The 24,503-nt window shown below is 34.4% G+C and carries 22 protein-coding genes; 9 read left to right on the top strand and 13 right to left on the bottom strand.

Translation table 11 applies throughout. The features are described 5' to 3' along the window. Positions 1–26: 26 nt before the first annotated feature. From ACEN2F_RS01680 to ACEN2F_RS01650, 7 genes are all read right to left on the bottom strand, one after another. Positions 27–764: a TIGR00730 family Rossman fold protein gene (locus ACEN2F_RS01680; protein WP_441735213.1), complete on the bottom strand. Its 738-nt coding sequence runs from the start codon at positions 762–764 to the stop codon at positions 27–29. Between the two features lie 170 nt (positions 765–934). Beyond that, a complete protein-coding gene (trxA, locus tag ACEN2F_RS01675; RefSeq protein ID WP_441735210.1) occupies positions 935–1,237 on the bottom strand; it encodes a thioredoxin in 303 nt (100 codons plus the stop codon). After that, positions 1,230–1,436 carry a hypothetical protein gene (locus tag ACEN2F_RS01670; protein ID WP_441735209.1) on the bottom strand — a complete coding sequence of 69 codons (207 nt, stop codon included), beginning with the start codon at positions 1,434–1,436 and terminating at the stop codon, positions 1,230–1,232. Before ACEN2F_RS01670 ends, trxA begins: the two co-directional genes overlap by 8 nt. A 26-nt stretch (positions 1,437–1,462) precedes the next feature. After that, complete coding sequence (locus ACEN2F_RS01665) at positions 1,463–2,299, bottom strand: methyltransferase domain-containing protein (protein ID WP_441735206.1); 837 nt, start codon at positions 2,297–2,299, stop codon at positions 1,463–1,465. A 1-nt stretch (position 2,300) separates the two neighbouring features. After that, entirely contained in the window at positions 2,301–2,504 is a 204-nt protein-coding gene (locus ACEN2F_RS01660; RefSeq protein WP_441735204.1) for a YgaP family membrane protein, read from the bottom strand. A 25-nt stretch (positions 2,505–2,529) separates the two neighbouring features. Next, positions 2,530–3,945 carry an MBL fold metallo-hydrolase gene (locus ACEN2F_RS01655; RefSeq protein ID WP_441735201.1) on the bottom strand — a complete coding sequence of 472 codons (1,416 nt, stop codon included), beginning with the start codon at positions 3,943–3,945 and terminating at the stop codon, positions 2,530–2,532. A 313-nt stretch (positions 3,946–4,258) separates the two neighbouring features. Continuing rightward, positions 4,259–4,885 (bottom strand): Crp/Fnr family transcriptional regulator, encoded by a 627-nt coding sequence (locus ACEN2F_RS01650; RefSeq protein WP_441735198.1) that lies wholly within the window; start codon positions 4,883–4,885, stop codon positions 4,259–4,261. A gap of 285 nt (positions 4,886–5,170) precedes the next feature. Here ACEN2F_RS01650 and ACEN2F_RS01645 point away from each other — a divergent pair, with 285 nt between their 5' ends. After that, a complete protein-coding gene (locus tag ACEN2F_RS01645) occupies positions 5,171–5,482 on the top strand; it encodes a rhodanese-like domain-containing protein (protein ID WP_441735196.1) in 312 nt (103 codons plus the stop codon). A 60-nt stretch (positions 5,483–5,542) separates the two neighbouring features. Next, complete coding sequence (locus ACEN2F_RS01640) at positions 5,543–7,123, top strand: NADP-dependent glyceraldehyde-3-phosphate dehydrogenase (protein ID WP_441735194.1); 1,581 nt, start codon at positions 5,543–5,545, stop codon at positions 7,121–7,123. Between the two features lie 1,090 nt (positions 7,124–8,213). On the opposite strand, the gene ACEN2F_RS01635 is transcribed toward ACEN2F_RS01640, so the two are convergent. Continuing rightward, complete coding sequence (locus tag ACEN2F_RS01635; RefSeq protein WP_441735192.1) at positions 8,214–8,645, bottom strand: tellurite resistance TerB family protein; 432 nt, start codon at positions 8,643–8,645, stop codon at positions 8,214–8,216. Between the two features lie 384 nt (positions 8,646–9,029). Here ACEN2F_RS01635 and katG point away from each other — a divergent pair, with 384 nt between their 5' ends. From katG to ACEN2F_RS01620, 3 genes are all read left to right on the top strand, one after another. Next, positions 9,030–11,285, top strand: a complete 2,256-nt coding sequence (gene katG / locus ACEN2F_RS01630) for a catalase/peroxidase HPI (RefSeq protein ID WP_441735189.1) — start codon at positions 9,030–9,032, stop codon at positions 11,283–11,285. A gap of 349 nt (positions 11,286–11,634) precedes the next feature. Next, positions 11,635–11,760: a DnaB-like helicase C-terminal domain-containing protein gene (locus ACEN2F_RS01625; protein WP_441735930.1), complete on the top strand. Its 126-nt coding sequence runs from the start codon at positions 11,635–11,637 to the stop codon at positions 11,758–11,760. Positions 11,761–11,879: 119 nt separating this feature from the next. Further along, on the top strand, positions 11,880–12,068 hold the full coding sequence (locus ACEN2F_RS01620; protein ID WP_441735186.1) for a hypothetical protein: 189 nt from the start codon (positions 11,880–11,882) through the stop codon (positions 12,066–12,068). A gap of 348 nt (positions 12,069–12,416) precedes the next feature. Here the strand turns inward: ACEN2F_RS01620 and xseB are convergent, their stop codons facing one another. From xseB to ACEN2F_RS01600, 4 genes are all read right to left on the bottom strand, one after another. Continuing rightward, positions 12,417–12,614, bottom strand: coding sequence for an exodeoxyribonuclease VII small subunit (gene xseB, locus ACEN2F_RS01615; RefSeq protein ID WP_441735184.1), 198 nt, complete (start codon positions 12,612–12,614; stop codon positions 12,417–12,419). 1 nt (position 12,615) lies between these two features. Continuing rightward, the gene (gene xseA / locus ACEN2F_RS01610) at positions 12,616–14,007 is read right to left on the bottom strand and encodes an exodeoxyribonuclease VII large subunit (protein WP_441735181.1); all 1,392 of its coding nucleotides are present in this window, start codon (positions 14,005–14,007) and stop codon (positions 12,616–12,618) included. A 451-nt stretch (positions 14,008–14,458) separates the two neighbouring features. Beyond that, positions 14,459–14,863, bottom strand: coding sequence for a nucleotide triphosphate diphosphatase NUDT15 (locus ACEN2F_RS01605; RefSeq protein WP_441735178.1), 405 nt, complete (start codon positions 14,861–14,863; stop codon positions 14,459–14,461). Between the two features lie 110 nt (positions 14,864–14,973). Then, complete coding sequence (locus ACEN2F_RS01600) at positions 14,974–16,986, bottom strand: M13 family metallopeptidase (RefSeq protein WP_441735175.1); 2,013 nt, start codon at positions 16,984–16,986, stop codon at positions 14,974–14,976. Between the two features lie 734 nt (positions 16,987–17,720). On the opposite strand from ACEN2F_RS01600, the gene trhA reads away from it, so the two are divergent. Continuing rightward, the gene (gene trhA, locus ACEN2F_RS01595; RefSeq protein WP_441735173.1) at positions 17,721–18,368 is read left to right on the top strand and encodes a PAQR family membrane homeostasis protein TrhA; all 648 of its coding nucleotides are present in this window, start codon (positions 17,721–17,723) and stop codon (positions 18,366–18,368) included. A 349-nt stretch (positions 18,369–18,717) separates the two neighbouring features. On the opposite strand, the gene ACEN2F_RS01590 is transcribed toward trhA, so the two are convergent. Then, positions 18,718–20,973 (bottom strand): FUSC family membrane protein, encoded by a 2,256-nt coding sequence (locus ACEN2F_RS01590; RefSeq protein WP_441735171.1) that lies wholly within the window; start codon positions 20,971–20,973, stop codon positions 18,718–18,720. 740 nt (positions 20,974–21,713) lie between these two features. On the opposite strand from ACEN2F_RS01590, the gene ACEN2F_RS01585 reads away from it, so the two are divergent. From ACEN2F_RS01585 to ACEN2F_RS01575, 3 genes are all read left to right on the top strand, one after another. Continuing rightward, on the top strand, positions 21,714–22,388 hold the full coding sequence (locus ACEN2F_RS01585) for an NAD(P)H-dependent oxidoreductase (RefSeq protein ID WP_441735168.1): 675 nt from the start codon (positions 21,714–21,716) through the stop codon (positions 22,386–22,388). Between the two features lie 340 nt (positions 22,389–22,728). After that, on the top strand, positions 22,729–23,169 hold the full coding sequence (locus ACEN2F_RS01580) for a TlpA family protein disulfide reductase (protein ID WP_441735165.1): 441 nt from the start codon (positions 22,729–22,731) through the stop codon (positions 23,167–23,169). 204 nt (positions 23,170–23,373) lie between these two features. Continuing rightward, entirely contained in the window at positions 23,374–24,468 is a 1,095-nt protein-coding gene (locus tag ACEN2F_RS01575) for an alkene reductase (protein ID WP_441735162.1), read from the top strand. The last annotated feature ends 35 nt before the right edge of the window (positions 24,469–24,503 follow it).

Here is a 24,503-nt window from a genome sequence, read left to right as displayed (position 1 = left end):
TTTTGAAGAAAGCTAATAAATTAGTTCTATTTCTCACCAAGCCACCATTTAGGTTTGAAGACCTGTTTTTTTAAACCAAATTTTTTGATTGCATTCTTATTGATATGATCAATTAAATCATCAACAGAGTCTGTTACAAACAAGAGTTTCATGTCTTCTGAGCTAATACTTTCATTATCTACCATTTTTTGAATGTGATGACACAATTCTTTATGATAGATAGAATCAAAAATTACAATGGGAAAATTGTTGATGATTTTATTTTGAATTAAAGTCAATGCTTCAAATAATTCATCCAAAGTTCCCATTCCTCCTGGCATTACTACAAAAGCATAGGAGTATTTTATAAGAATCACTTTTCTTACAAAAAAATAAGGAATATAAATCCATTTATGAAGATAGGGATTTGGTTTCTGTTCTATGGAAAGAACAATATTTGTACCCACAGAATAACCGCCAGCTTCGTAAGCACCTTTATTTGCTGCTTCCATGATTCCAGGTCCGCCACCCGTCATTACGGTAAATCCTAATTTTGCTATTTCGGCACCAATGCGTTCTGCACTTTTATAATGCGCCGTATCCGGACCAAAACGAGCAGAACCAAAAACGGTGACACAAGGACCAATAAAATGCATTTTTTGAAACGCTCTGATGAAGTTATAAAGTACTTTAAAAATAAAAAGTAAATTGTTTATGCGGGTCAAAGGTCCTCTTACAAATAAAGATTCAGATTTTGAAAGTCTGTATTGGCGTGGCTTTTCCATAGTGATTACCAAGATAGGAAAATAACAGTTTGGATTTATTTTTCTATCTTAATAAATGAATTAAAGATTGGTTTAGTTTTAAAAATTTGAAACAGATTACTATTACAATTCTTGAAAAAATACAAGTGCAAAAACGACAACAAAAGTTTTCTGGATTGTTGCTATTGTGATTATTTATTGCTTTTTTCTAAAATAGTTTTAATGATTTCTTCCTTACTCAAAACGCCAGATTGTCTCCACAATTGTTTTCCGTTTTGAAACAAAATCATTGTAGGAACGCCACGAACTTGATATTGACTTGAAATCTGCTGGTTTTTATCTACATCAATTTTAATAATGGAAATGCGGTCTCCTAGACTGTCTTTTACTTGTTTCAAAATGGGACCAAGCGTTTTGCAAGGACCGCACCAAGTGGCAAAAAAGTCTATCAAAACCGGTTTTTCGGATTGGATAATGGTATCGAAATTACTCATTTTTGTTGTATTTAGTGTTAGGAATACTGCAACCATTTACACCACAACCAAAATTGAAAATTACTTGAACGAAGAAAAACAGTCCAAAACCAATGAACATCCATTCTTTCAAAATATAGGCTTGTGCAAATAAAAATAGGGCAAACACCAGGCGAACCCAGCGCATAATATGCCAATTGGTGAATAATAATGTTTTCATTTTTTTCTCTAAAAAGTAATCTGAATTTAGTTTTTTATTTTTTTGATGGTATACTTTTCATCGCAAGTAATAACATCTTTCAATATATCGGTTTCAATTTCATTTTTACTGACTATTAAAACTTCAGCATAATTACTGCTGATACTTACATTTAAAACACCGTCGATTGCCAATATTTTTTTAGTGATGGTTTCCATGCAATCGGTACACGTAATGCCTTCCAATTCATATAAGTTTACACCAACCTGACTGTTCTTATTCAATTCGATAAATAACTCTGAATTCGCTCTTGGTGTAATTGAATTTTCAGATATATTCATTTTTGTAAAATCAAAAGCAGCTGCAAAATGTTTTTCATATTCTTCTTTGCTTCCTCCAAAAGGAGGTCCGGATTCAAACATTCTATTGAATAGCAATCCTGCCAGAATTCCTTCTTCAGCTAGAAGTTGATGCATTTTCCACACGTATTTTTGACGCATTGTTGGAGGCAAAGCGCAGAAAAAAGTTTGCTCTATAATTAAATCGTATTTTCCCTGATGTTCAAAGAAATCACCTAAAACAATCTGAATATTAGGATTTTTTTTGAATTTTTCTTTTAAAACTCCAACTGGTGTTGGTGCAATATCGATAACGGTAATGTTCGAAAATCCTTGCTTCAGAAGATATTCTGCTTCATAGCTGTTGCCGCAACCTGGAATTAAAATACGGCTTTTTTTATTGTCAACCGTATCCATGTAAGCTTTTATGGGCGGTGAAACCTGGCCTAAATCCCAGCCGGTAGTTTTGGCTTCATATTGCGCTTCCCAATAGGCTGAATCTAGCGGTCTATCGCAGGAAACAACACAACATTTTAAATCGGACATTTTATATTTTTTTTCGGGTTGAAATTCCAAATGGGGAATACAATGGACAAAAGCTCACAAAACTGGTGATTATAAAAATAACTGCAAATGCTCCTAAAACAAGTGCAAGTGTACCGCTGATGATATTAGTAAAATACAATATCGCAATGAGTATTGCTATGGCGATGCGGATAATTTTGTCTGTTGAACCCATGTTTTTTTTCATTGTATACTTTTTATTTGGTTACTAATTATTTCAAAACTTTACTTTGGCAAACGAAATCGGTTTTAGGAACATCCGTTTTTGCAATAGCATTAAAACCGCCTTCAATTTCAGTAAAATTTCTAAAACCACGCGCTTCCAGAATCGAAGCCGCAATCATACTGCGGTATCCGCCGGCGCAATGCAGGTAAAAATGTTCTTTTGGATTAATATCTTTGATCCATTCATTAATAGCCGCTAATGGTTTGCTGTAGGATTCCTCAACATGCTCTGCGCAGTATTCACTTTCTTTACGAATATCAATTATTTTGCTTTCGCCAATTTTCACTTCCTTGGCAAATTGTTCAGCTGAAATTCTGTTTACGGTATCAATCTCCTTTCCGGCTTTTGCCCAAGCATCAAAACCACCTGCTAAATGACCAATCAAGTTGTCAAAACCTACACGACTCAATCGGGTAACAGTTTCTTCCTCTTGTCCCGGTTCACAAATAATCAGCATTGGTTGTTGGACATCGGCTATTAAAGCGCCTACCCATGGAGCAAAATCACCATCAATTCCAATATTTACAGACTGCGGAATAAATCCTTTGGCAAAATCTCCGTTTTTTCGAGTGTCTAATAGTAAAGCTCCAGTCTCTTCCGCAGCCACTTCAAATTCTGAAGGAGAAAGCGCACGCATTCCTAAATTCAGAACGTTTTCGAAACTGTCATATCCTTTTTTATTCATGGCCACATTCATACCAAAATAAGCAGGTGGAGGCAATAAACCTTCGGTCACTTCTTGTACAAATTCGGCTTCTGTCATATTCGCACGCAACGCGTAATTAGTTGCTTTTTGGTCGCCAATGGTTGAAACGGTTTCCTTGCTCATGTTTTTCCCACAGGCACTTCCTGCGCCGTGAGCCGGGTAAACGATAACATCATCTGCCAAAGTCATAATTTTATCTCGTAACGAATGAAATAGGGTAGCTGCCAGTTGTTCTTGTGTCATGTGTGCCGCTTTTTGTGCTAAATCCGGTCTCCCCACATCGCCTATAAATAAAGTATCTCCTGAGAAAATAGCATGATCTTTTCCGTTTTCATCAATCAATAAAAAAGTTGAGCTTTCCATCGTGTGTCCCGGAGTGTGCAATACTTTTATTTTGATGTTTCCAATGGTGAATTCCTGTCCGTCTTTTGCAGAAATGCAATCAAATTCACAGGTCGCATTTGGACCATAAACAATTGGAGCACCGGTTTGACGACTTAAATCGACATGGCCGGAAACAAAATCGGCATGAAAATGAGTTTCGAAAATGTATTTTAATTTCACGTTATCTCTTTCCAATCGGTCTAGATAGGGTTGAGTTTCGCGTAACGGGTCAATAATGGCAGCTTCACCATTTGAAGTGATGTAGTAAGCACCTTGTGCTAAACATCCGGTATATATTTGTTCTATTTCCATGATTGCGATTTTTAAATGTATAGTACAAATGTACTTCTGTTATTTAGGAAAAACAGTGACAATTGTTACATTACTATTATTAGATTAAGAAAAATGAGTACTTGGATTGTAAGTTTCCGTTTTTGAATATCAAACAAATAAACAATACTAAAGATAATCAAAAAGAAAGTTTAGTGTACAATTTATAAAGTGAATTTTTTTATAAATTATTATATAAAGTGTTGAATTACAGTTATTAGTACTGTTTAATTAAAATTACAATCGAAAAAAAAAGTATTTATAAAAAGTGTTTTTCTTAATGAAGTGAGTAAATTTATTTTAAAAGTTCAATATTATTCCGGTGTAAAGCAACTATTCCACGCTGTTCCATTTTTTTCAATAAACGGGAAATCACTTCTCTTGACGTATTCAGTTCAGAGGCAATTTCTTGATGCGAAAGCTTCAATTCTTTACAATTGCAAACGTCTGCGTGGCGTTTTAAGTAAAATTCCAATCGCTCATCCATAGCTCGGAAAGCAATGCTGTCAATGACCTCAAGCACCTCTTCAAACCGACTTCTGTAGGTATCAATTACAAATTCATACCAGCTGCGGTGCTGCATCATCCATTTGTCCATTAGTGGTAGCGGCACTAGGAATAGTTCAACATCTTCAACAACTTTAGCCATGATTTGGCTTTTTTCATTTTTCGTGGCACAAATCATAGAAATGGCGCAAGCCTGACCGGGCTGTAAATAGTACATAAAAAATTCACCACCATTTTCATCTTCGCGATAAATTTTTATTTTGCCGCTGATTACCAATACCGTATTTTTTATATATTGTCCGGTACGCATGATAATGTCGCCCGTTTTGAAGGATTGAATAGTAGCATTAGTATCAATATCTTTAGCTAATTCAGTAGAAAAGGTAGTAAAGGTTTTTTTTATTGGATCAAGCATTTTTAATTTTTTTTCAATATTTTGAAAGGTAAAAGTAGTCTAAAATTTTCAAAAAACAGCTTGTTTTTCCAGACTAAAAAGACCCACAAGTACTTGACTAAGTGTTTAACTTATCTGTTTGTCCTATAGAAATAGTAGATTGTGTTTTTTTGAAAATAAAAGAGAATTTATAGTTTAATGATCACTATAGTTTTGCGAAAACGATTTATAGTGATTTTTATCTAATTAACAATTAGGGCATTTTTTGTTTGATAAAAACGTTGTATTTTTACAAAAAACATCATTATGAATTTAATACAAGAAGATTGGGTTTCTCAATTTGAAGCAGATGAAAATGCAGTAATTCTGGACGTGAGAACCGCAGAGGAATTTAGCGAAGGTTTTATAGCAAATGCGATCAATATCGATATTCATAGCGGTCAGGATTTTGTAAACGAAATAGAAACTTTGGACAAAAATAAAAAATATTATGTGTATTGTCGCTCTGGAATGCGAAGTGCAAAAGCTTGTGAGATAATGAATCAGCTAGGTTTTGAAAATACATATAATTTAATTGGTGGCATTACAGAATGGGAAGGACAAATTGTCGAACCATAAAATATGAAGAGGTAAGTACCTCATTTCTTTCTTATAAGTAAAAATATAAAATCCTTTAATATGAGTTTAATACCAGAAGAATTTCAAATTACAACATTATTAAATCAAGACACCTATTTATTGGATGGCGAGTTAAAAAAATGGGAAGGTCAGACAACCGCTGTTTTTTCAACGATTTCTTCTACCGAAGAATACGGCCCAACTATTTTAGGTTCGATCCCGTTCATGGGTGAAACCGAAGCAATGGCAGCTGTTGATTCGGCAAGTATAGCCTATAATAACGGACAAGGACTGTGGCCTACGATGAAAGTGGCGGATCGAATAAAGTGTATGGAAAACTTTGTCGCTCAAATGAAAACAACTCGTAAAGAGGTAGTTAAACTAATGATGTGGGAAATTGGAAAATCATTAGGTGATTCTGAAAAAGAATTTGACAGAACCGTAGAATATATCTACGATACTATTGACAGCTTAAAGGAATTAAACAGTCGCAGTGCCCATTTTTCTAAAGTTCAGGGCGTAAATGCTATGGTTCGCAGAGGACCGCTTGGCGTTGTCTTATGTCTTGGACCTTATAATTACCCGTTAAACGAAACTTTTTCGTTACTGATTCCTGCTTTAATTATGGGTAATCCAGTAATTTTTAAACCAGCCAAACATGGGGTACTGTTAATTTCTCCATTATTAGAAGCTTTTAGAAGCAGTTTTCCAAAAGGAGCTATTAATATTGTATATGGTCGCGGACGAGAAGTAGCTTCGCCCATAATGAAATCTGGAAAAGTAGCTATTTTAGCCTTGATTGGAAACAGTACCTCCGCTATAGCATTACAAGATCAGCATCCTAATAAAAATAGATTGCGTTTGATTTTGGGTTTAGAAGCTAAAAATCCTGCTATCATTTTACCGGATGCTGATCTAGATTTAGCCATTCAAGAATGTATTGCGGGCTCTTTGTCGTTTAATGGACAGCGATGTACCGCATTGAAAGTATTGTATGTCCACGAATCGATTGCAGATGAATTCAACAAACGTTTTGCGGCTAAAGTTGATGAATTAGTTTTTGGAAATCCTTGGGATTCCGCTGTTTTCCTGACTCCTTTACCGGAAAAAGAAAAACCAGCATACATTCAGGAATTAATTGATGATGCTACCAGCAAAGGAGCTTCAATAATCAATGAAAAAGGAGGACAGCATTTATCAAATTACATCTTTCCTGCCGTTTTATTTCCTGTTAATAAAGAAATGCGCGTGTATCACGAAGAACAATTTGGTCCCGTAGTTCCTATTATTTCTTTTAAAGACATACAAGAGCCTTTAAACGATATGGCCGAATCTAATTACGGGCAACAGGTGAGTTTGTTTGGAAAAGATATTAAAACGATTGCACCACTTATTGATGCTTTAGTAAATTTAGTGTGTAGAGTAAACTTGAATAGTTCTTGTCAAAGAGGCCCGGATGTTTTTCCTTTTACAGGACGAAAAGATTCAGCAGTAGGAACATTAAGTATTCACGATGCTTTGCGTTCTTTCTCAATTAGAACCTTTGTAGCCTCTAAAGACAATGCCTATAACAACGCTATTTTACAAGAATTATTGAAAAGCAAAGAATCAAATTTCATCAATACCGATTATATTTTGTAACCTACATTTTATTTTAAACCTCGTGAATATTTACAAAGCGAGGTTTTATTATTTTATTAAATCTTCAATTTTTGTTGTTTATTCTTTCACCACTGCATCGATACAACATTGACAGCAATTTCAAGGATCTTCTTTTTTAGGCTTTTTTAACATAAAAAATGTAGTCATTTGTTCTGCTATTTGGAGTTTTTTGCATTCTAAATAAGGCACTATTGCTAAAAATACCGCTTGCAAGTTATTAATTTTATAAAATATTTTTTTATACCACTATATGTGACAGTAATCCATACTTTATTTCAAAATTGTGGTCTTTTATGATTGTAATTTTTAAACAATGAAATTTGAGGAGCGCTACCGAAAAGTGTGTAACGAGTAAAAAATAGTTTTTAAAAATATTTTTTGTTCTCTTCTACTTCATAAAAAACCGAAATGACGGTGTAAATAATTTAAAATAATGTTTAAAAATAGTATCAGGCTGCAGAAACCATAAAGGAAGACCTTTTTTACAATTCAATTGTGAAAATTAATATAGTAGCAAATTATTTTTGATTTCTTTAAAGCGAATGATTTAGAGATTATGATACAAATTAGAGGAGAAATTTATTGTAATTATACAATCGTAAGAAGAAAGTTTAAAAAGATAAAAAGGAATATTTATACTTTTTTTTTACCGTTTATACAGCTTTACTTTAAATGATAAAATTGTAGTATTAAAAAATTCAATATCATATACAGTAAAGTTCCTATTATTAGTATTGCTACAACACAACTAATTAAATTGAGCACAAAATTGGGGATAAACTTCAGTTTGGGATGTGTAATAATGGGTTCCCGATGAAGTCTTTCCTGAATACTTTCCTTCACTATTTTAATTTTCTTTTTGATAGTCAATGCTTTTAAATGCAATCAAAAAGACCTTAATTATGTTGCTTTTTGATTCCTATTATTAAGGTTTAAAAATACATAATAAATTCAATATAAATAGATTATCTATTTTTAAAAATAAATTTTTGAAGCAAAATATTTTTTTTATCATGTCAAAAACCAAAAAATTATTGTGATTGCATTTATATTTAATGGTACAATTAGTTTATATTCCTTTAATATTTCCCTTATTTTTCAAGAAAATTACCTCGATTATTTTACTAGTCATTCCGGCCTCTATTTTGAGTCTGTTTGATAAAATTTCGATGATACTTTTTTCCTCTTTCTCCAATTTTCCATCAGCAAGTAAAACTTCTAACGCAAGTGCAAAAACAGTTTCTTTATACTCTTCCTCGATCAATTTGCAACAGGCAGAAAGATGTTTTAATTGACCCATTTCAATTTTTAAGTTGAAAGATTTTGCATAGAGAGGAGCAATATCAATTCCGATAAACTTTTCCTTTGAATGTAATATTCTGGTTAGCGTTGCTGTTTCCGAATCTGTAATTTGGTTATCAGCAGCAATGCAAGAGTATAAAATTCCAACCCAAGCCTCACAATCGGTAGTGATTGGATTATTATCATCAAATGAATTCATGTTTTTTTTGTTAAAGTTACAGCTAACATTAGGAAAGACCACTCAATTTTAGGTTTAAATTATTATTTATTTTAAGTTCATACCAACTATACCAGCGTAAAAATTAGAATATAATTCCAGTACCATTTTCTACCGGGATCAATTTGATATTGGTAAAATGCTGAAATTATAAAAGAACAGGATGTTTTAAGTGTGGTGAATTATAAAAATTTTGATTACCAGGATATTATTACAGATGCAATAATGGGTTTTGAATAAATATTTTAGTAAATTTATCAGATACTTTTATATAGTAACTACTATAGTTTTTATCTATAGAAAATAAATATTGGTAAGAACCTTTTTTGGTAATTTTGTTCAAAACAAATAAAAATTAATCATACTATGGAGAATAATACAAATCCTCATGCAACTTCCTACAACGTTAATGGAGAAAGTAAATGTCCTTTTTCGGGCGGAGTTGTCGCAAAACAAAGTGCTGGAGCTGGTAATGTAAACCGCGATTGGTGGCCAAATCAGTTAAAATTAAACATCCTTCGACAAAATTCTTTAATGTCAAATCCTATGGGAGAGGCCTTTAATTATGCAGACGAATTTAATTCTTTGGATTTAGAAGTTTTAAAGAAAGATATTTTAGATGTTATGACAACCTCTCAAGATTGGTGGCCAGCTGATTATGGTAATTACGGACCATTTTTTATCAGAATGGCATGGCATAGTTCCGGTACATATCGTATTGCTGATGGACGTGGTGGAGCAGGTTTTGGAACGCAACGATTTGCCCCACTAAACAGTTGGCCTGATAATGCTAATCTAGACAAAGCTAGATTGTTGTTATGGCCAATAAAACAAAAATATGGTAAGAAGATTTCATGGGCCGACTTGATAATCCTTACTGGAAACTGCGCACTTGAATCTGCCGGGTTAGAAACCTATGGTTTTGCTGGAGGTCGTGTTGATGTATGGGAACCTCAAGAAGATATTTATTGGGGATCTGAAACAGAATGGTTAGCAGCTAGTGACAAACCAAACAGCAGATATTCGGGTGATCGCGACCTAGAAAACCCGTTGGCCGCAGTACAAATGGGACTTATTTACGTAAATCCCGAAGGACCTGATGGCGTTCCTGACCCGTTATTAGCAGCTATTGATATTCGTGAGACTTTTGCTCGTATGGCAATGAATGATGAAGAAACAGTAGCCCTTATTGCTGGTGGGCATACTTTAGGCAAAACCCATGGTGCCGCAGATCCAAGCAAATATGTGGGGCCAGAGCCTGCAGCCGCGCCTATTGAAGAGCAAAGTAAAGGTTGGAAAAACAGCTTCGGTACAGGGAATGCAGGAGATACAATCACAAGCGGACTTGAGGGAGCATGGACAACAACACCTACAAAATGGAGTAATAATTATTTTGAAAATTTATTTGGATTTGAATGGGAATTAACTAAAAGTCCAGCAGGTGCTCATCAATGGAAACCAAAAGGGGATGCAGGTGCTGGCACTGTTCCAGATGCACATGATCCTTCCAAAACACATCAACCATTCATGTTGACCACTGATATCTCCTTAAGAGTAGATCCTGTTTATGAGAAAATTTCAAGACATTTCTTTGAAAATCCTGCCGAATTTGATGCTGCATTTGCAAAAGCATGGTTCAAGCTTACCCACAGAGATATGGGGCCAAAAACACGTTATTTAGGATCTGAAGTACCTAGTGAAGAACTAATTTGGCAAGATCCAGTTCCAGCGGTTACTCACACATTAATTGATGAACAAGATATTGCTGAACTTAAGAAAAATATTTTAGCATCAGGTTTGTCTATTTCAGAATTAGTGTCAACAGCTTGGGCATCAGCATCTACTTTCCGTGGATCTGATAAACGTGGCGGAGCAAACGGTGGACGTATTCGTTTAGCGCCACAAAAAGATTGGAAAGTGAATAACCCACTACTTCTAGAAAAAGTACTTAACAAACTTGAGAATATTAGAAATGAGTTCAACAGCGCTCAATCTAACGATAAGCAAGTTTCTATTGCTGATTTAATTGTTTTAGGCGGTAGTGCGGCCATAGAAAAAGCCATCTTAAATGCTGGTCATTCCGTTATCGTGCCATTTGCAGCAGGACGAACTGATGCTTCACAAGAACAAACAGATGTAGAATCATTTGCAGTTCTTGAGCCTCAAGCAGATGGTTTCCGAAACTATGTGAAGACAAAATATACAGTATCCGCAGAAGAAATGTTAGTTGATAAAGCGCAATTATTAACTTTAACGGCTCCAGAAATGGCCGTTCTTGTTGGTGGAATGCGTGTGCTAAACACCAATTTTGATCAGTCACAAAATGGTGTTTTTACAAAACGTCCAGAAACACTTACAAACGATTTCTTCATGAATCTTCTTGATTTAGGAACTACTTGGAAAGCGGTTTCTGAGGATGATAGTGCATTTGTAGGAAGTGATCGCGCAACAGCAGGATTAAAATGGATTGGTACTCGTGTAGATCTTATCTTTGGTTCAAACACAGAATTAAGAGCCATAGCTGAAGTTTATGGCTACAATGATGGACAAGAAAAATTTGTCCAAGACTTTGTGGCAGCATGGACAAAGGTGATGAACTTAGACCGTTTTGATTTAGTTTAATTTAAATTTTATAATTTGTTTAAAAAGTGGTCTGGCAACAGATCACTTTTTTTTATGCCCTTTTTGAAATCGAAAGGTTTTCTAAAAATAATTAGTTTCAGGATCAACAAAATGTGATGTTGGTAAATGTATCTCCGTTATTTTTACGATTGTAAGAAATAGAATTTAAGTTGTAATTATTTTTATACTCTGCCTTTTTTTGGCATTCGCTCGCGTTTTTCTGTGCTAATAAAAACTATGGATTTTTTAGAATATAAAGATTTAGGCGAAATTGCTTCCGAGTTCAAAAGAAAGGCTGGGCACTATTGCCAAAAGCGGAAACAGGATTAGCAGAACCCTTTCTGGATTTGTGGAACTGGATCCCACAACTAAAGGTTTTCAATCGTCTAGTTTAATACTGCTTGGTGGAGTTGCAGGAATTGGGAAAACATCACTGGTAATATCCTTGATCAGAAAAATAGTGAATAAAAATTAATGTCCTATCTCTTTTTCTAATTGGAAATGACAAGTCAACAGTTGATGATGTGCCTCATCACTCAGCAGACCAATATTGCTGCAAAGTAATTGCGTCTAGGTTTGCTCAATAAAAATGAGATGGAACTTGTTTCCAAAAGAACAGTAGCATTGGGAAATACACTTCTATATGTATTTGATTACTCTTTTCTAACTATATCTGATATTGGAGATACCCTTTTGTGTTCTCCTTCTGATTTTGCCATGGTTTATATTTTGAAAACAGTATTGAGTACTCCAACTAAACAGATTTCGTCTTTGAGGATTTGACTTTACTAATAGGTATACCAGAATTTACGTATTCTTGATTTATAATATGTCCTTCGCTTTTGTAAATTTGATCTTGACTGTTTCTGCTATCTAGTGGCCAATTTACAATTATGATATTGTAATGCGCCCTGATTTTATTTATAAATAAGGTGTTTGTGTTTAGACAATCTTAGAGCGTAATTTCTTTGTGTTCAAAGATGCCTGTATCCCATAATGAATATTTGAATTTTAAAAAACAACACACCTCTAGCCTCCCGTTCTAGAAACGGGACAAGCGCTCTCGAGAGGGGAATTCACCTTTGCTACTATTTAATCCATACTTGTATGTTAGGCACATAACACGATTTATTAAATTTCGAGTTCTTTTAAAATTGCATTCACATCCTCTTCTGTAGTGGTTAATTTTAATTTGCAAAATTTAATTAGTGCTGTTGCTCTTTTTACTTTTGCAGAGAGTTCATCAACAGAGATTTCTCCTTGTTCTATTTCGGTAACAATTTCTTGTAATTCCTCAAAAGCATTTGTATAATTCAATTCTTCTTTCATTTTATTCGTTGATTTTTGTGATTGTACTGTTTATTGTACCATTAAAAAGCACTGTATTTATTGCTACGCCTTCTCCCAATTGGGAAACATTTTTGACAGCTTTACCATTTGAATACGTGATGCTGAAACCTCTTTTTAAAACATTTATAGGATCCATGATTTGGACGTTTTTTTCTATGTTTTCTAATGCAAGTTCGGAATTTTTGAGATATAGTATGGGTTGTAATTCTAATTTTCCTTGCAAATGAATTATAGCTACTTTTAGTTGATTCAGATTGAATTTAGTTGCAATGCGTGTTTTGGCTTGTACTACGTTTAATTTTCCGTGGTTATTTTTTATTATAAATTGTGATTGCTGCTGAATTGAATAGCTGGCATTTATAATTCGGTTTTTATTGGTGTTCAAAATAGAAACCGTTATGGAACGAAACAATTTAAGTTCTGATTCAAGTTTTGTATTTTCCTCGTTTAGCAATCTTCTCGATTTGTCCGCTATTTTTTCTTTAGCTTTTTGAATTGGAACTGAAAAATTATGAAATTTTTGAAGTAGGTATTCGGCAAGTTTAGTTGGTGTTATTGCATTGGTATGAGCAATCATTTCGCAAACCGTTTCATTTGTGACATGGCCGATACCCGTAATAACTGGAATAGGAAATAGGGTAATTGCTCTGGCCAAATCATAATTGTTATAACAAGACAGCCCTACATCACCACCGCCACCTCTGATGATGGCGACTGCATCGAAATGATGGATTACTTTTTTAATTCTTTCTAATTGCGCAAGGATACCGATAACTGCTTTGTCTCCTTGTAGTATGGATGGAAATAATAGATAGAAGAACTTGTAATTCCAAGAATTTTTATCAATTACATCTTTAAAATCACCAAAGCCTTTGCTGGTTTCTACCGAAATTATTGCAATTCGTTGGGGTAAAAAGGAGAGTTGTAATTTTTTGTTTTTATCATAAATACCCTCCAGTTGTAGCTTTTTGATTGTTTCTCGTTTTTCATTTTCTAGATCTCCTAACGTGTATTGTGGATCAATGTCAATTATTTGGAGTGAAAGACCAAATGCAGGGTCGAAGGATATTTTGGCAAGGAATAAAATTTTGATTCCATCCTTGAGTGGTTCTTTTAATATTCGCAGAAAATTGCGATTTATATTCTGGAAATCGTCACGCCATAACGTTGCTTTTATTTGCGCAATTATTTTACCATTTACTTTTTCTATTATTTCGGGAAAGCAATGACCGGATTGACTGTAATGATTCAGTTTGTTCATTTCGGCTTTAATCCAAAACGCACTTTTATATCTTTGTTCTAATGTTTTTTTAATACTGTTAGTTACCTCCAGCAACGAAAAAATAGTCTTATCATTAATTTTTTCAGGCATTTTAATTTTGGATTTATACTTTAATGAAAGAGGGACATTTATAGTGTTTCAAAGGTAAAGCAGTTTTTTCATTCTTTTATTGGATAGTGATTATTAGTTTAGTTTTGATAATGTAGCGAGTTGAGAAATGAGAAGAAAATCGTTTTTGTGTATTAAATAGAAAGGATTTGGAATATAATTTTATGACTGCGGTGGGCAAGATCGTTAACTGTCTAATAATTGGAATAGGTGCGGAATGCTATTCCACGGGAATGGGGCTCTTTTTAGTGAGCTGCATTGCAAACGCTACGAATTGTTTTTATAAGTAAAATAGCCACTCATTACAAACGGAGTTTTAAGGGGATGTTACGATTGTATCACACCGTTTGTTTGTTGTTTAAAAGGGTTTGTTTTGAAAAAAGCAAGCCCTTTTCTTTGATTTAGATAAGGAATTGTCTTTTGCAGTGTGACATTAAAAGGGATTAAATCCTTCTTTTAGTTGGTTGATTGTTGGTAAGAAAAGGGGCGAGGGTAAATTATCCCATTCAAACCATTCCCATTTGTCGCATTTATCAGGTTCCCTTAGTTTTACTTCGCCGGACTCATAATTGGAGATCATGCTAATTGTGATGTAATGTTTGTGTTCGTTTTCAAAAATATCATTAGTAATGGTTCCAAAGCGAATATTTTTAATTTGAATTCCTACTTCTTCCCAGACTTCCCTACGGGAGCATTCCTCCCAAGATTCCCCAAATTCTAAGTGGCCACCAGGGTAGCACCAGCTTCCTTCACCATGGGCATTTTTTCTTTTGCCCAAGAGAATTTTCTTGTCTTTAATTATAATTACTCCAATACCAACTTTGGGTCTGTTTTCCATTTATAGTTTTTATTAATGCCAAGATAGTATTATGAAGTCTCTAGCTATTTTTTGTGTTTTGTCAGCCATGTACTTAGGGATTCAATAAATCCCTTGATGTTGTCGCATTACTACCAAATTATTATTCTGTCCTTTATTGGCAAAAACATTTTATCTTCAGGTTTTACATCAAATGCTTCATAAAAAGGAGTGGTATTCATTAGAGGACCATTGACACGCCAAACAGGTGGGGAATGAGGATTATTATTGATCCACAAGCGCAGGTATTCGTCTTTCATTTTTACTCTCCATATTTTGGCAATAGACAAAAAGAAGCGTTGGTCTGGAGTAAAACCTCCAATTTTTTTGGTGTCTTGTCCTTGTTGGGTCATTTTAAAAGCATCATAGGCTACCGCTATTCCCGCAATATCTGCCGTATTTTCACCAACAGTCAGTTCGCCTTTAATGTGTAAAGTATCTAATACAGTATAGGTACTGTATAAATCGATAACTTGTTGTATTCTTGATTTAAACTTTTTATAATCCTCTTTGGTCCACCAGTCTTTTAAGTTCCCTTCCTTATCATATTGTGCGCCTTGGTCATCAAAAGTATGGGTTATTTCATGGCCTATTACCATTCCAATACCTCCATAGTTAAGGGCATCATCTACACTATTATCAAAATATGGAGCTTGTAAAATACCTGCAGGAAAAACAATCTCATTTGCAGTAGGATTATTATATGCAGTAACCGTTGAAGGAGTTGTATACCATTCTGCCTTATCAACAGGCTTGCCCAATTTTGCCAATTCGCTTTCATATCCAGCTGCAGCGGCCGAAACGACATTTTCAAAATAGGTATCTCTTGCAATATGCACATTTTTGTAATCTTTCCATTTATCGGGATATCCTATTTTTTTGGTGATGGCAAACAATTTTTCTTTGGCTTTTTGTTTTGTACCGTCACTCATCCATTCCAACTTATCAATTCTGGCAGCATAGGCTTTTTGCACATTGTTCACAAGGACCAACATCCGTTTCTTGGCGTCCTCCGAAAAATATTTCTTTACATACAATTGTCCAAGGGCTTCGCCTAAGTAATTGTCCACTGCACTAGCCATCTTTTCGCCACGTGATTTTTGAACTGCCTGACCAGAAAGTACTTTAGTGTACTCAAATGCGGCATTTACGAAAGCTTTGCTTAAATCATCTGCATATCTTGCTATCGTATTCGCTTTTAAGTAAACTTTCCAGTTATTGATGGGAATAGTTTTTAAAAGGATGTCAAGGGTATCATAATAAGCTGGTTGGCCAACATCAATAGAATCGGTTTGAGCACCTAAATTATCTAGCAAAGCAGCCCAGCCTATGTTGGAATGTCTTTTTACAAGATCTGTCACAGCTATCTTATTATAATTAGCTTGTACATCTCGAAGTTCCACTTTTGTTTTATGCGAAATGGCGAGTTGTTTGTCAATATTGTAGACTAGATCAGCATTCTCTTTGGACTCTTTGGCATTGCTGCCTGTATTTTGAAATAAGGTGGCAAGGTATTTTTTGTATGATTCTTGTATGGCAACAGTTGATGAATCTGATTTGAAATAGTAGTCCCTGTCAGGCAAACCAATACCTGTTTGGTAGGTATGTGCAATATTCATACTGCTGTTTTTATCATCAGGTGATACCCCAAAAGCTATAATTGAAGAGTTGTCCATTTTTACTTCACCCGCCACAAAATTCATTAAGGACGGTATATCGTTGATAGTTTCAATTTTGGCTAAAAGTGGTTTAATAGGTTCGTAAGTGCGTTTGTCGATCCTTACAGTATCCATACCTGAGGCATAAAAATCAGCTACTTTCTGTTCCGGGCTCCCCATAGGATTCTTGTTTTGTGAAATATTATCCAATATTCCTTGTAGGCGTATCCGTTGCGGGTAATTCATAAACATGTAGGCACCAACTCCAGTTTGGGAGGTGGGTATTGGTACCGAATCATACCATTTTCCATTTACATATTTAAAAAAATTATCACCGGGTCGTAATGTGGAATCTATTCCCGTAATAGCAACATTATTTTTTAACGTCTGTTTTGAGCAGGAAGCAAAAGCTAAAAGTGCACTGAAAAGCATTAGTAAATTTTTCATAACCTAGATGAGATTTATTAAAAATAAATTGAAGAACCTTTGAAAACTGGCATTTTAAAATAGTACGCCTGGTAAAGTTAATTTTAGCAGCACAGTATACGAATTCAGTTTTTAAACCCTACTATTTTATGCTTCTTCAAATATATATAACTTTTATTACAATTTTGCAATGGGATGGAATTAACCTCTTTGATTTTTGTGATGAAGGAGGGGGAGAGTTTTACTTGTTTAGTCTATATTATATTATTCTGGTCAGACTTAATGCTGTTTTTATTCCAAGGAGTTTCTTTTGTGCAGCTTTTCTTTTTTTACAACAGGTAGAGGTTTTGGTGGCGAATTTGACTTTGTTTGTTATGTATAGTAAACCAGATTAAAGGATTACTTCGACAAATTTCATTTCGTTCTCGGGTTATTATTACTAGGAAAACGAAAAGAGAAATCTGCATAAGCAAATAAGGAAAGTTTTTTATAATATCCTTTATAATGTAATCGCATTTAAATCATCTGAGTTGAGAAATGTAAATTGTTCAATGGGTTAGCGCTGGAAGTTTAAGTCACTAGGAGAAATAAACCTGATCAGAGGATTTATTCCAGAGCAGGGGAGGACACTTTGGGGAAGTAGACTAGATAGTAATAAAAACGGTAAATTATATAGCCATTAGAAGCAAGTTAGGATTAGATTTGATTAATTTTACAAAAAAGGGTAAAATAATGCGCCTTATCAAATCAATTTTATGCAAATTCAAAATTCCAAAATACAAATCAAGCAAGAACTCGTAAACAGTATCGTACATGGTTTTGGAATTATTTTTGGTATTGTAAGTATTCCTATCCTAATTGCATTTGCCATTAAAAGTGATAACACTTCTGGTATTATTGGGGCAGCTATCTATGGCTTTTGTTTTTTACAACTTTTTACTTTTTCTACACTTTACCACGGAATTCAGCATGCTCAGGCAAAACGCACACTTGAAATTCTTGATCATATCAGTATTTATTTCTTGATAGCGGGTACTTACACTCCGTTTTTACTAATGTATATGCCTAATTCTTTTGGTATAACTTTGCTTTCGGTTTTGTGGGGTCTTACAGCATTAGGAATCATTTATAAGATTTTTTTTATAGGAAAATGGAACATTTTATCTACGATAATTTATATAGGAATGGGCTTGATTATGGTTGTTGGCGGACGTACTTTTTTTGAAAGTATTCCCTCTAATATCCTTACAATGATTCTAATTGGAGCAGCACTTTACCTTATTGGTGTTGTTTTTTACTTATGGAAGAAATACCGTTACAACCATGCTGTCTGGCACTTTTTTGTGCTCGCAGCTGCTGTTTGTCATTACGTAGCTATTTTATTGGCAGTAGCTTCAAATTGATTAAAAAAAGAATTGGGTTGTAAGAAAACAAAAGACACAATCTTACTAAATGCAATGAAGAGGTTTATGATATAGAAAAACAATTGTTATTCGATAAAAAGGAAATTCAAATTCCAGAATAGTATAAACCGAATAGCACAAAATTAGCTATTATAATAAATAACTATTTACTAATGCATAAGTTTTTTTTTCATCATGATTCAATTTGAACTATCAAATAGGATGAGGAATGAACACAACTAAAGTAGATAAAGGAGGTTGTTTGCAAGTGTCACATTCAGTTCCTGAGGAGTGCTTTAACAATACTGAAATTAGGTATTGAGTTACTGACTTAAACCCAATAAAATGGCTATTGGTTCTCTACAATAGCCGAACGATAACGTTCCGTTGCCTTTTGTAGGTTTTCTGAAAGGGATTTTAACCAATTCATGTGATTGGCAATTAAATAAGCTTCCTGAAGACCATGAAGCGTTTCGGTATCTAATTCGGTGTAGCCTAATCTGATATTTTCATCTCGCAAATCTGATAATTGCTGATACTTACCCAATAACTTTTCCTCTGCATCTTCAGCAGTTTCTGTAGTGACTTTATTCTTTATTTGAGTATTGTCAAAACTATCGAATGACAACTGTAGTGTATTGGAAATTTTTTTAATCAGTATGTCAAATTCTATAGAAGCAGGTGTGGTTTGATGATTACTGATAAAATTACCGATGGATGCAATGGCAGAAACCATTGTCTGGTTCAGCGTCACAATTTCATAAATTAGTTGAAATTCTTTCTGTTTCGATTTTGGGTCTTGGGTAAATCGCTGGAAGGCCGCATTTAAATTACTGATAGCAAGAAAGGCTTCTTTCCTTGCTAAACTATAGGATAGTTTGTGTTTAGAAGGATCTTGATACAACTCTTGCGTTGCTAAAAGATATTCTTTGTTTCTTTTTAAAGCGTTCAGAAGTACTTGTTTTAGATTATTGGCTTCCCAACTTGGTAAAAGTATATAATTAGCAACAACTGCTATCGTGGCTCCAATGATAGTGTCGATGACGCGGTACTGAATCACTTCAAAGGCATCAGGATTGATTAAGGAATACACAAATATGATACTGATGGTGATCAATGCGGCGGCAAACTTATAATTCTGCTGAATTAATGCAAATGCGAATACCAATGAAACAAATGCCAATACCGCATAAACCACTACATTTTGAGTAAGTAACACAATACCAATAGCAACAGCCGCACCAATGAGTGTGCCAATGATACGATCTTTTGATCGCTCTTTGGTTAGTCCGTAGCTAGGTCGCATAATAACAATGACGGTCAGTAATATCCAATAGGAGTTTTGGATTTCAAAAATAAAACCTAAAAGATAGGCAAATACTATCGCAATGGTAAGGCGCAGTGAGTGTCTAAACATGGTGGAATCCAAACTGAAATTTTGAACAAGGACGTTCAGTCTGTATTCCTGAAGCGTTAAAAACTGACTCGAATCTTGTCTTTTTAAGGATACTTTAGAAGCCTCTTTGACATTAGCCATTACACGCCTAATAACTCTGATTTCTTGTAGCAGTTGCTCTTGGTAATCGTATAGGTTTTTCAATACTAAAGCACCTTCGCGCGCTTTAGGTAATTTGACGGTATCAACATAATTTTTGATCGATTCGTTGACTTCTGCCAATGCGCTTAATAGAATATCTTTATTTGGTATTTTATTCTTTTGAATCAATAATTCCGACAAACGGATGAGGTGGTTGCCCATGATTGTACTCAGATTCTTGGAAGCTTTTAGAAATTCTTTATGCTCGCCAAAAATGGCATCGATCATTTTATAATCTAAATGTTTTGCTTCTATCAATTCGAAAATATTAATAGAAGAGAGTAAGATTAATAGTTGCTTTTCTTCATAATGCGAACGTCCAGAACGTTTACGTGAGGTAAGCAGTGTTTCTCGGAGGGTTTCCTGCTTTTCGTTGATTTGATGTTGCAGGACTAAGCTTTGTTTAAGGTATTCGTCACGCTTGGTTTTCTTTGTTAATAATTTTGCTCGTATTTTTAGGTATTCACCAATAAGCAGAAGCGTATCTGACAAGAGCTGATTCTGATCTTTTACGGGCGAAAGTCGATGAAAAATAAAGGATACAACTAAATACCAAAGACCTCCAACGCCCATTAAAGCAACTTGAACTAAAATATCATGTGCCGTTTCTTTTTGAATAGCAATTGCTATAACCATTGCTAACAAGCCAGAAAAAGACACTAACGACGCTCTAAACCCATAAACAGAAAGCAGCGAGACAGCAAACGTAATAATTGTAATTGCTACCAATAAAAGGGGTAGGAAAGGTTTTGAAAATAGGATTGTAGCTGTAATAACCATTGTTAATCCAATACTGACTAAAATGGCATTGACTTTACGTTTGGTGCTGCCCGGAATGTCGCCTGGCGCATTTAAAAAAGCACCTATAGCAACAGCTAGAGCATATTCAAAGTACCCTAAAAGATACAGCACTGCAAGGGGTACAGCAATCCCAAAACCAATACGGATTCCTCGGTCAAAGCTCGAGCTCTTTAAAAATAATTCTAATTGTTTGCGTTTTTCTTTCAAGAAGGTTTGTATTTTGATTCTAAAGGAGGAATAATTGTTTGATTAACTTATTTTAGTTGGTACATTTAAATGAATTGCAGAATGTGAAATAATTGCATAAAGCCTTTTAGAAATAGCTAATTTTCCATGTTATTGCTAATATCTGACTCGGTTTGGTCGTCTTTTTTGACGGAGTTCACTTCTCTATTTGTACCTATTTTAAAGCCCTTTAATTAAATCTATTAGCAAATAATAAAAAAAGCTAAAATAGGGATCTTTATCTTTTTACCAACATCAGGAGACTTTTTTTCTTTAAGACGGCCGTCAAGTTGTTTTTTAAACCTATAAAATCAGGCTATATTTCGTTTTCTGATTTAGTCATTCGCCATTCCTTTTTTGAAAACGTAGAATAGATTTCTGCGGGCTTCTAAAGACTTAAAAATATTTCCATGTTTAAATAGTAGCCTTTTATTGTTTTTCTATAAATAGGAATAAAACTTCCTTTATATTCGCAAGGAGTACCAATGAGAAAATCATTAATTGGCAAAAGAAGGGAATATAGTTACACTCGAATGGGCTCTGTTTAGTGAGCTGCGTTGAAAATGCTTGATCTGTTTTTATGAGGTTAGTAGACGTTCGTTACAAACGAGCGCCAATGGAGGAACGTAGAAATATTAAATCTGTCTTTCTTGATATAGGTCAAGGAGGTTTCTGCTGTAGTATTGTACATTTGTAGATATTAAAAATTTATAAAACAGAATATGAGCATACCTAATATAGCAAAAGAAGACGTTATCAATGCATTTCAATTTAGACATGCCACTAAAGAGTTTGACACTACTAAAATTATTTCAGATGAAAACATGGAATTTATTTTAGAAACCGCTCATTTATCTCCAAGTTCTTTTGGTTTCGAACCTTGGCATTTTATTGTTGTACAAGACAAAGCGTTGCGTGAATTGATCAAACCAGTAGCTTGGGGAGCACCGGCAAAATTAGATACTGCAAGCCATTTTGTATTGGGTTTGTCTATGAAAGCGCCAATGGTGAAACACGATTCTGATTATGTCATGTCGATGATGAAAGACGTCAAGCAATGGCCAGCAGAGACCATAGAAATGTATACTAAATTCTACAGAGAATTTCAAGAGAGTGACTTTGATTTAGACACAGATAAAAAATTATTTGATTGGTCATCAAAACAAACCTACATTGCTTTAGGAAATATGATGACATCAGCCGCTTTAGTAGGTATTGATAGTTGCCCCATTGAAGGTTTTCATCAACAAAAAGCAGAAGCTTTATTGAAAGAAAAGTTTAGTGTAGATACAGACAAATACGGTTTGTCATTTATGGTTGCTTTTGGTTACAGAAAAGCAGAGCCAGCGAATCCTAAATCAAGAAGAAATACAGAAGATATTATTACTTGGATGTAATTTTTAAACATTTCAATTTTGCCAGAAAAATAATTAATGGTTCCAAAGTGTAAAAACCTTGGAACCATTTTTAATATAAGTTACAGAAAAAGAAAGTGATGAGACTTAAAGAAAATCTTTTGATAGAAGCTATTAAATCATAACTTTGTTACCGGCAGGTAATAATTATTTAAAACAATGGAAAAATCGTTTTTACTAAAATTTTTCTTCTTGACGGAACACTTTTTTATCGAAAATTACTTGAAAGGACTATAAATTATCAGAAAAAAATAATTACGCCCAAGAGGCAACTTAGTTTCATCAATTTTGCAATAGTAAGTTTAAATCAAAACAGCAATAAATGAATAAAGAAAACACAGCTGTTGATTCAATTCTGGTTCAGGATTTTAATGGCAACCAAATCGATCTTATAAAAGAGTACCAGGGGAAACCTATTTTGGCCATAATTTATAACAACCAATGTTTGGGGTGTACAGGACGCGCGATTCCTTTGGCATACCAATTACAGAAAGAAAATGTAGGGGTGCAAGTAGTGGGTATTCACAGCAACTTCAGTACTGCAAAAGTTACCGAAAATGATATTAAGAGCATTTTTACAATAGAGGAACTTCCTTTTCCTATTTTTCTGGATGAAGGGCATTTGGTTTATGACCAATTTGATTCAGAAGGAACTCCGCAATGGCTTTTAATTACAAAAGAAGGAATTTTATCTCGCTCCATATTTGGCTCTCAAGAAGGGTCACAAAATCGTTTGTTTTATGCACTTGAGCAACTGGATTAAAAAACACTTTCAAAAAAATTGCCCTTTGTCCTGTAACGACCTGTTCGTTTTAAACGGGAAGCGGTATTCCCTATTTAAGAGTCATTCCAGAAAACTTAAGTAGCGTCAGGAAAACAGTTAAATCTATTATAATTGATATAGGTCAATGATATTAGCGCTGCGGTATCGTAGATTTACACAAATTAATAATTTATAAAAAACAACATGAGTAAACAACCTTTATTAACGCCATATAACAAAAATATTAATCTCAATAACAGAGTTGTCATGGCGCCTATGACACGTGGTAGAGCAGATAATGAAGGCAACGTTCCAACTGATGAGCTACATGGTTTGTATTACGAGCAACGTGCATCAGCAGGTTTAATTATTACAGAAGGATCACAAGTCTCTCGTGATGCTGTAGGTTACATTAATACAGCTGGTATCTACACAGAGGAGCAAGTAGAAGGTTGGAAAAAAGTGACCAAACGCGTACATGACAAAGGAGGTAAAATCTTTATTCAATTGTGGCACGTAGGCCGTATGTCTCATCCTGATTTTCATAATGGAGCATTACCATTATCCGCATCAGCTATAAATCCTAACGATAAGTCATTTACTCCAGAAGGATTTAAAGAGACTGTTACGCCTAGGGAAATGACCATTGAAGATATTAAAACTACGGTACAAGATTTTAAAAATTCAGCTGCAAATGCAGTAAAAGCTGGTTTTGATGGAGTAGAAATACATTCCTCTAATGGCTATTTGTTTCAGCAATTCTTTAACGGAACGTCTAACCACAGAACGGATGAATATGGTGGAAGCATTGAAAACAAAGCCCGTATATTTTTTGAAGTTCTAGACGCGATCAAAGAAGTTATTCCGCAGGAAAAAATTGGAGCTCGTTTTAATCCATCATTAAACGGTCCATTCGGGACCACTATGGATGAAGAAACTATCCCAACATTTGAATACATCATTAAAAAATTGAACGATTATAATTTAGCTTACGTGCATCTTTCTGAACCTTTTACAGATGTTTCAGAAATACTATTTGCTGTGACGCAAATAGCTAAACATTTCCGTCCTTTGTATAATGGAACATTGATGATCAACTCAGAATTTGATCAAGAGAAAGGGAATAAAGTAATTGAAGAAGGGTATGCAGATTTAGTAGCTTACGGTAAGCCATACATATCTAATCCAGATTTAGTAGAGCGTTTTGAAAACAACTTAGATTTAGCAGAGTGGGATCAAAGTACGTTCTACGCAGGAGGAGCAGAAGGGTATACAGATTATCCAGAAGCTTCTAAATAAATAGTAACACACAAATCGAATTAATAGTAACTTTA

This window comes from Flavobacterium sp. W20_MBD1_R3 (genome assembly GCF_052119725.1).
Taxonomy (GTDB): Bacteria; Bacteroidota; Bacteroidia; order Flavobacteriales; family Flavobacteriaceae; genus Flavobacterium.
The sequence above is the reverse complement of the archived record's forward strand: the minus strand, read 5'-3'. Positions and strand labels throughout refer to the sequence as shown.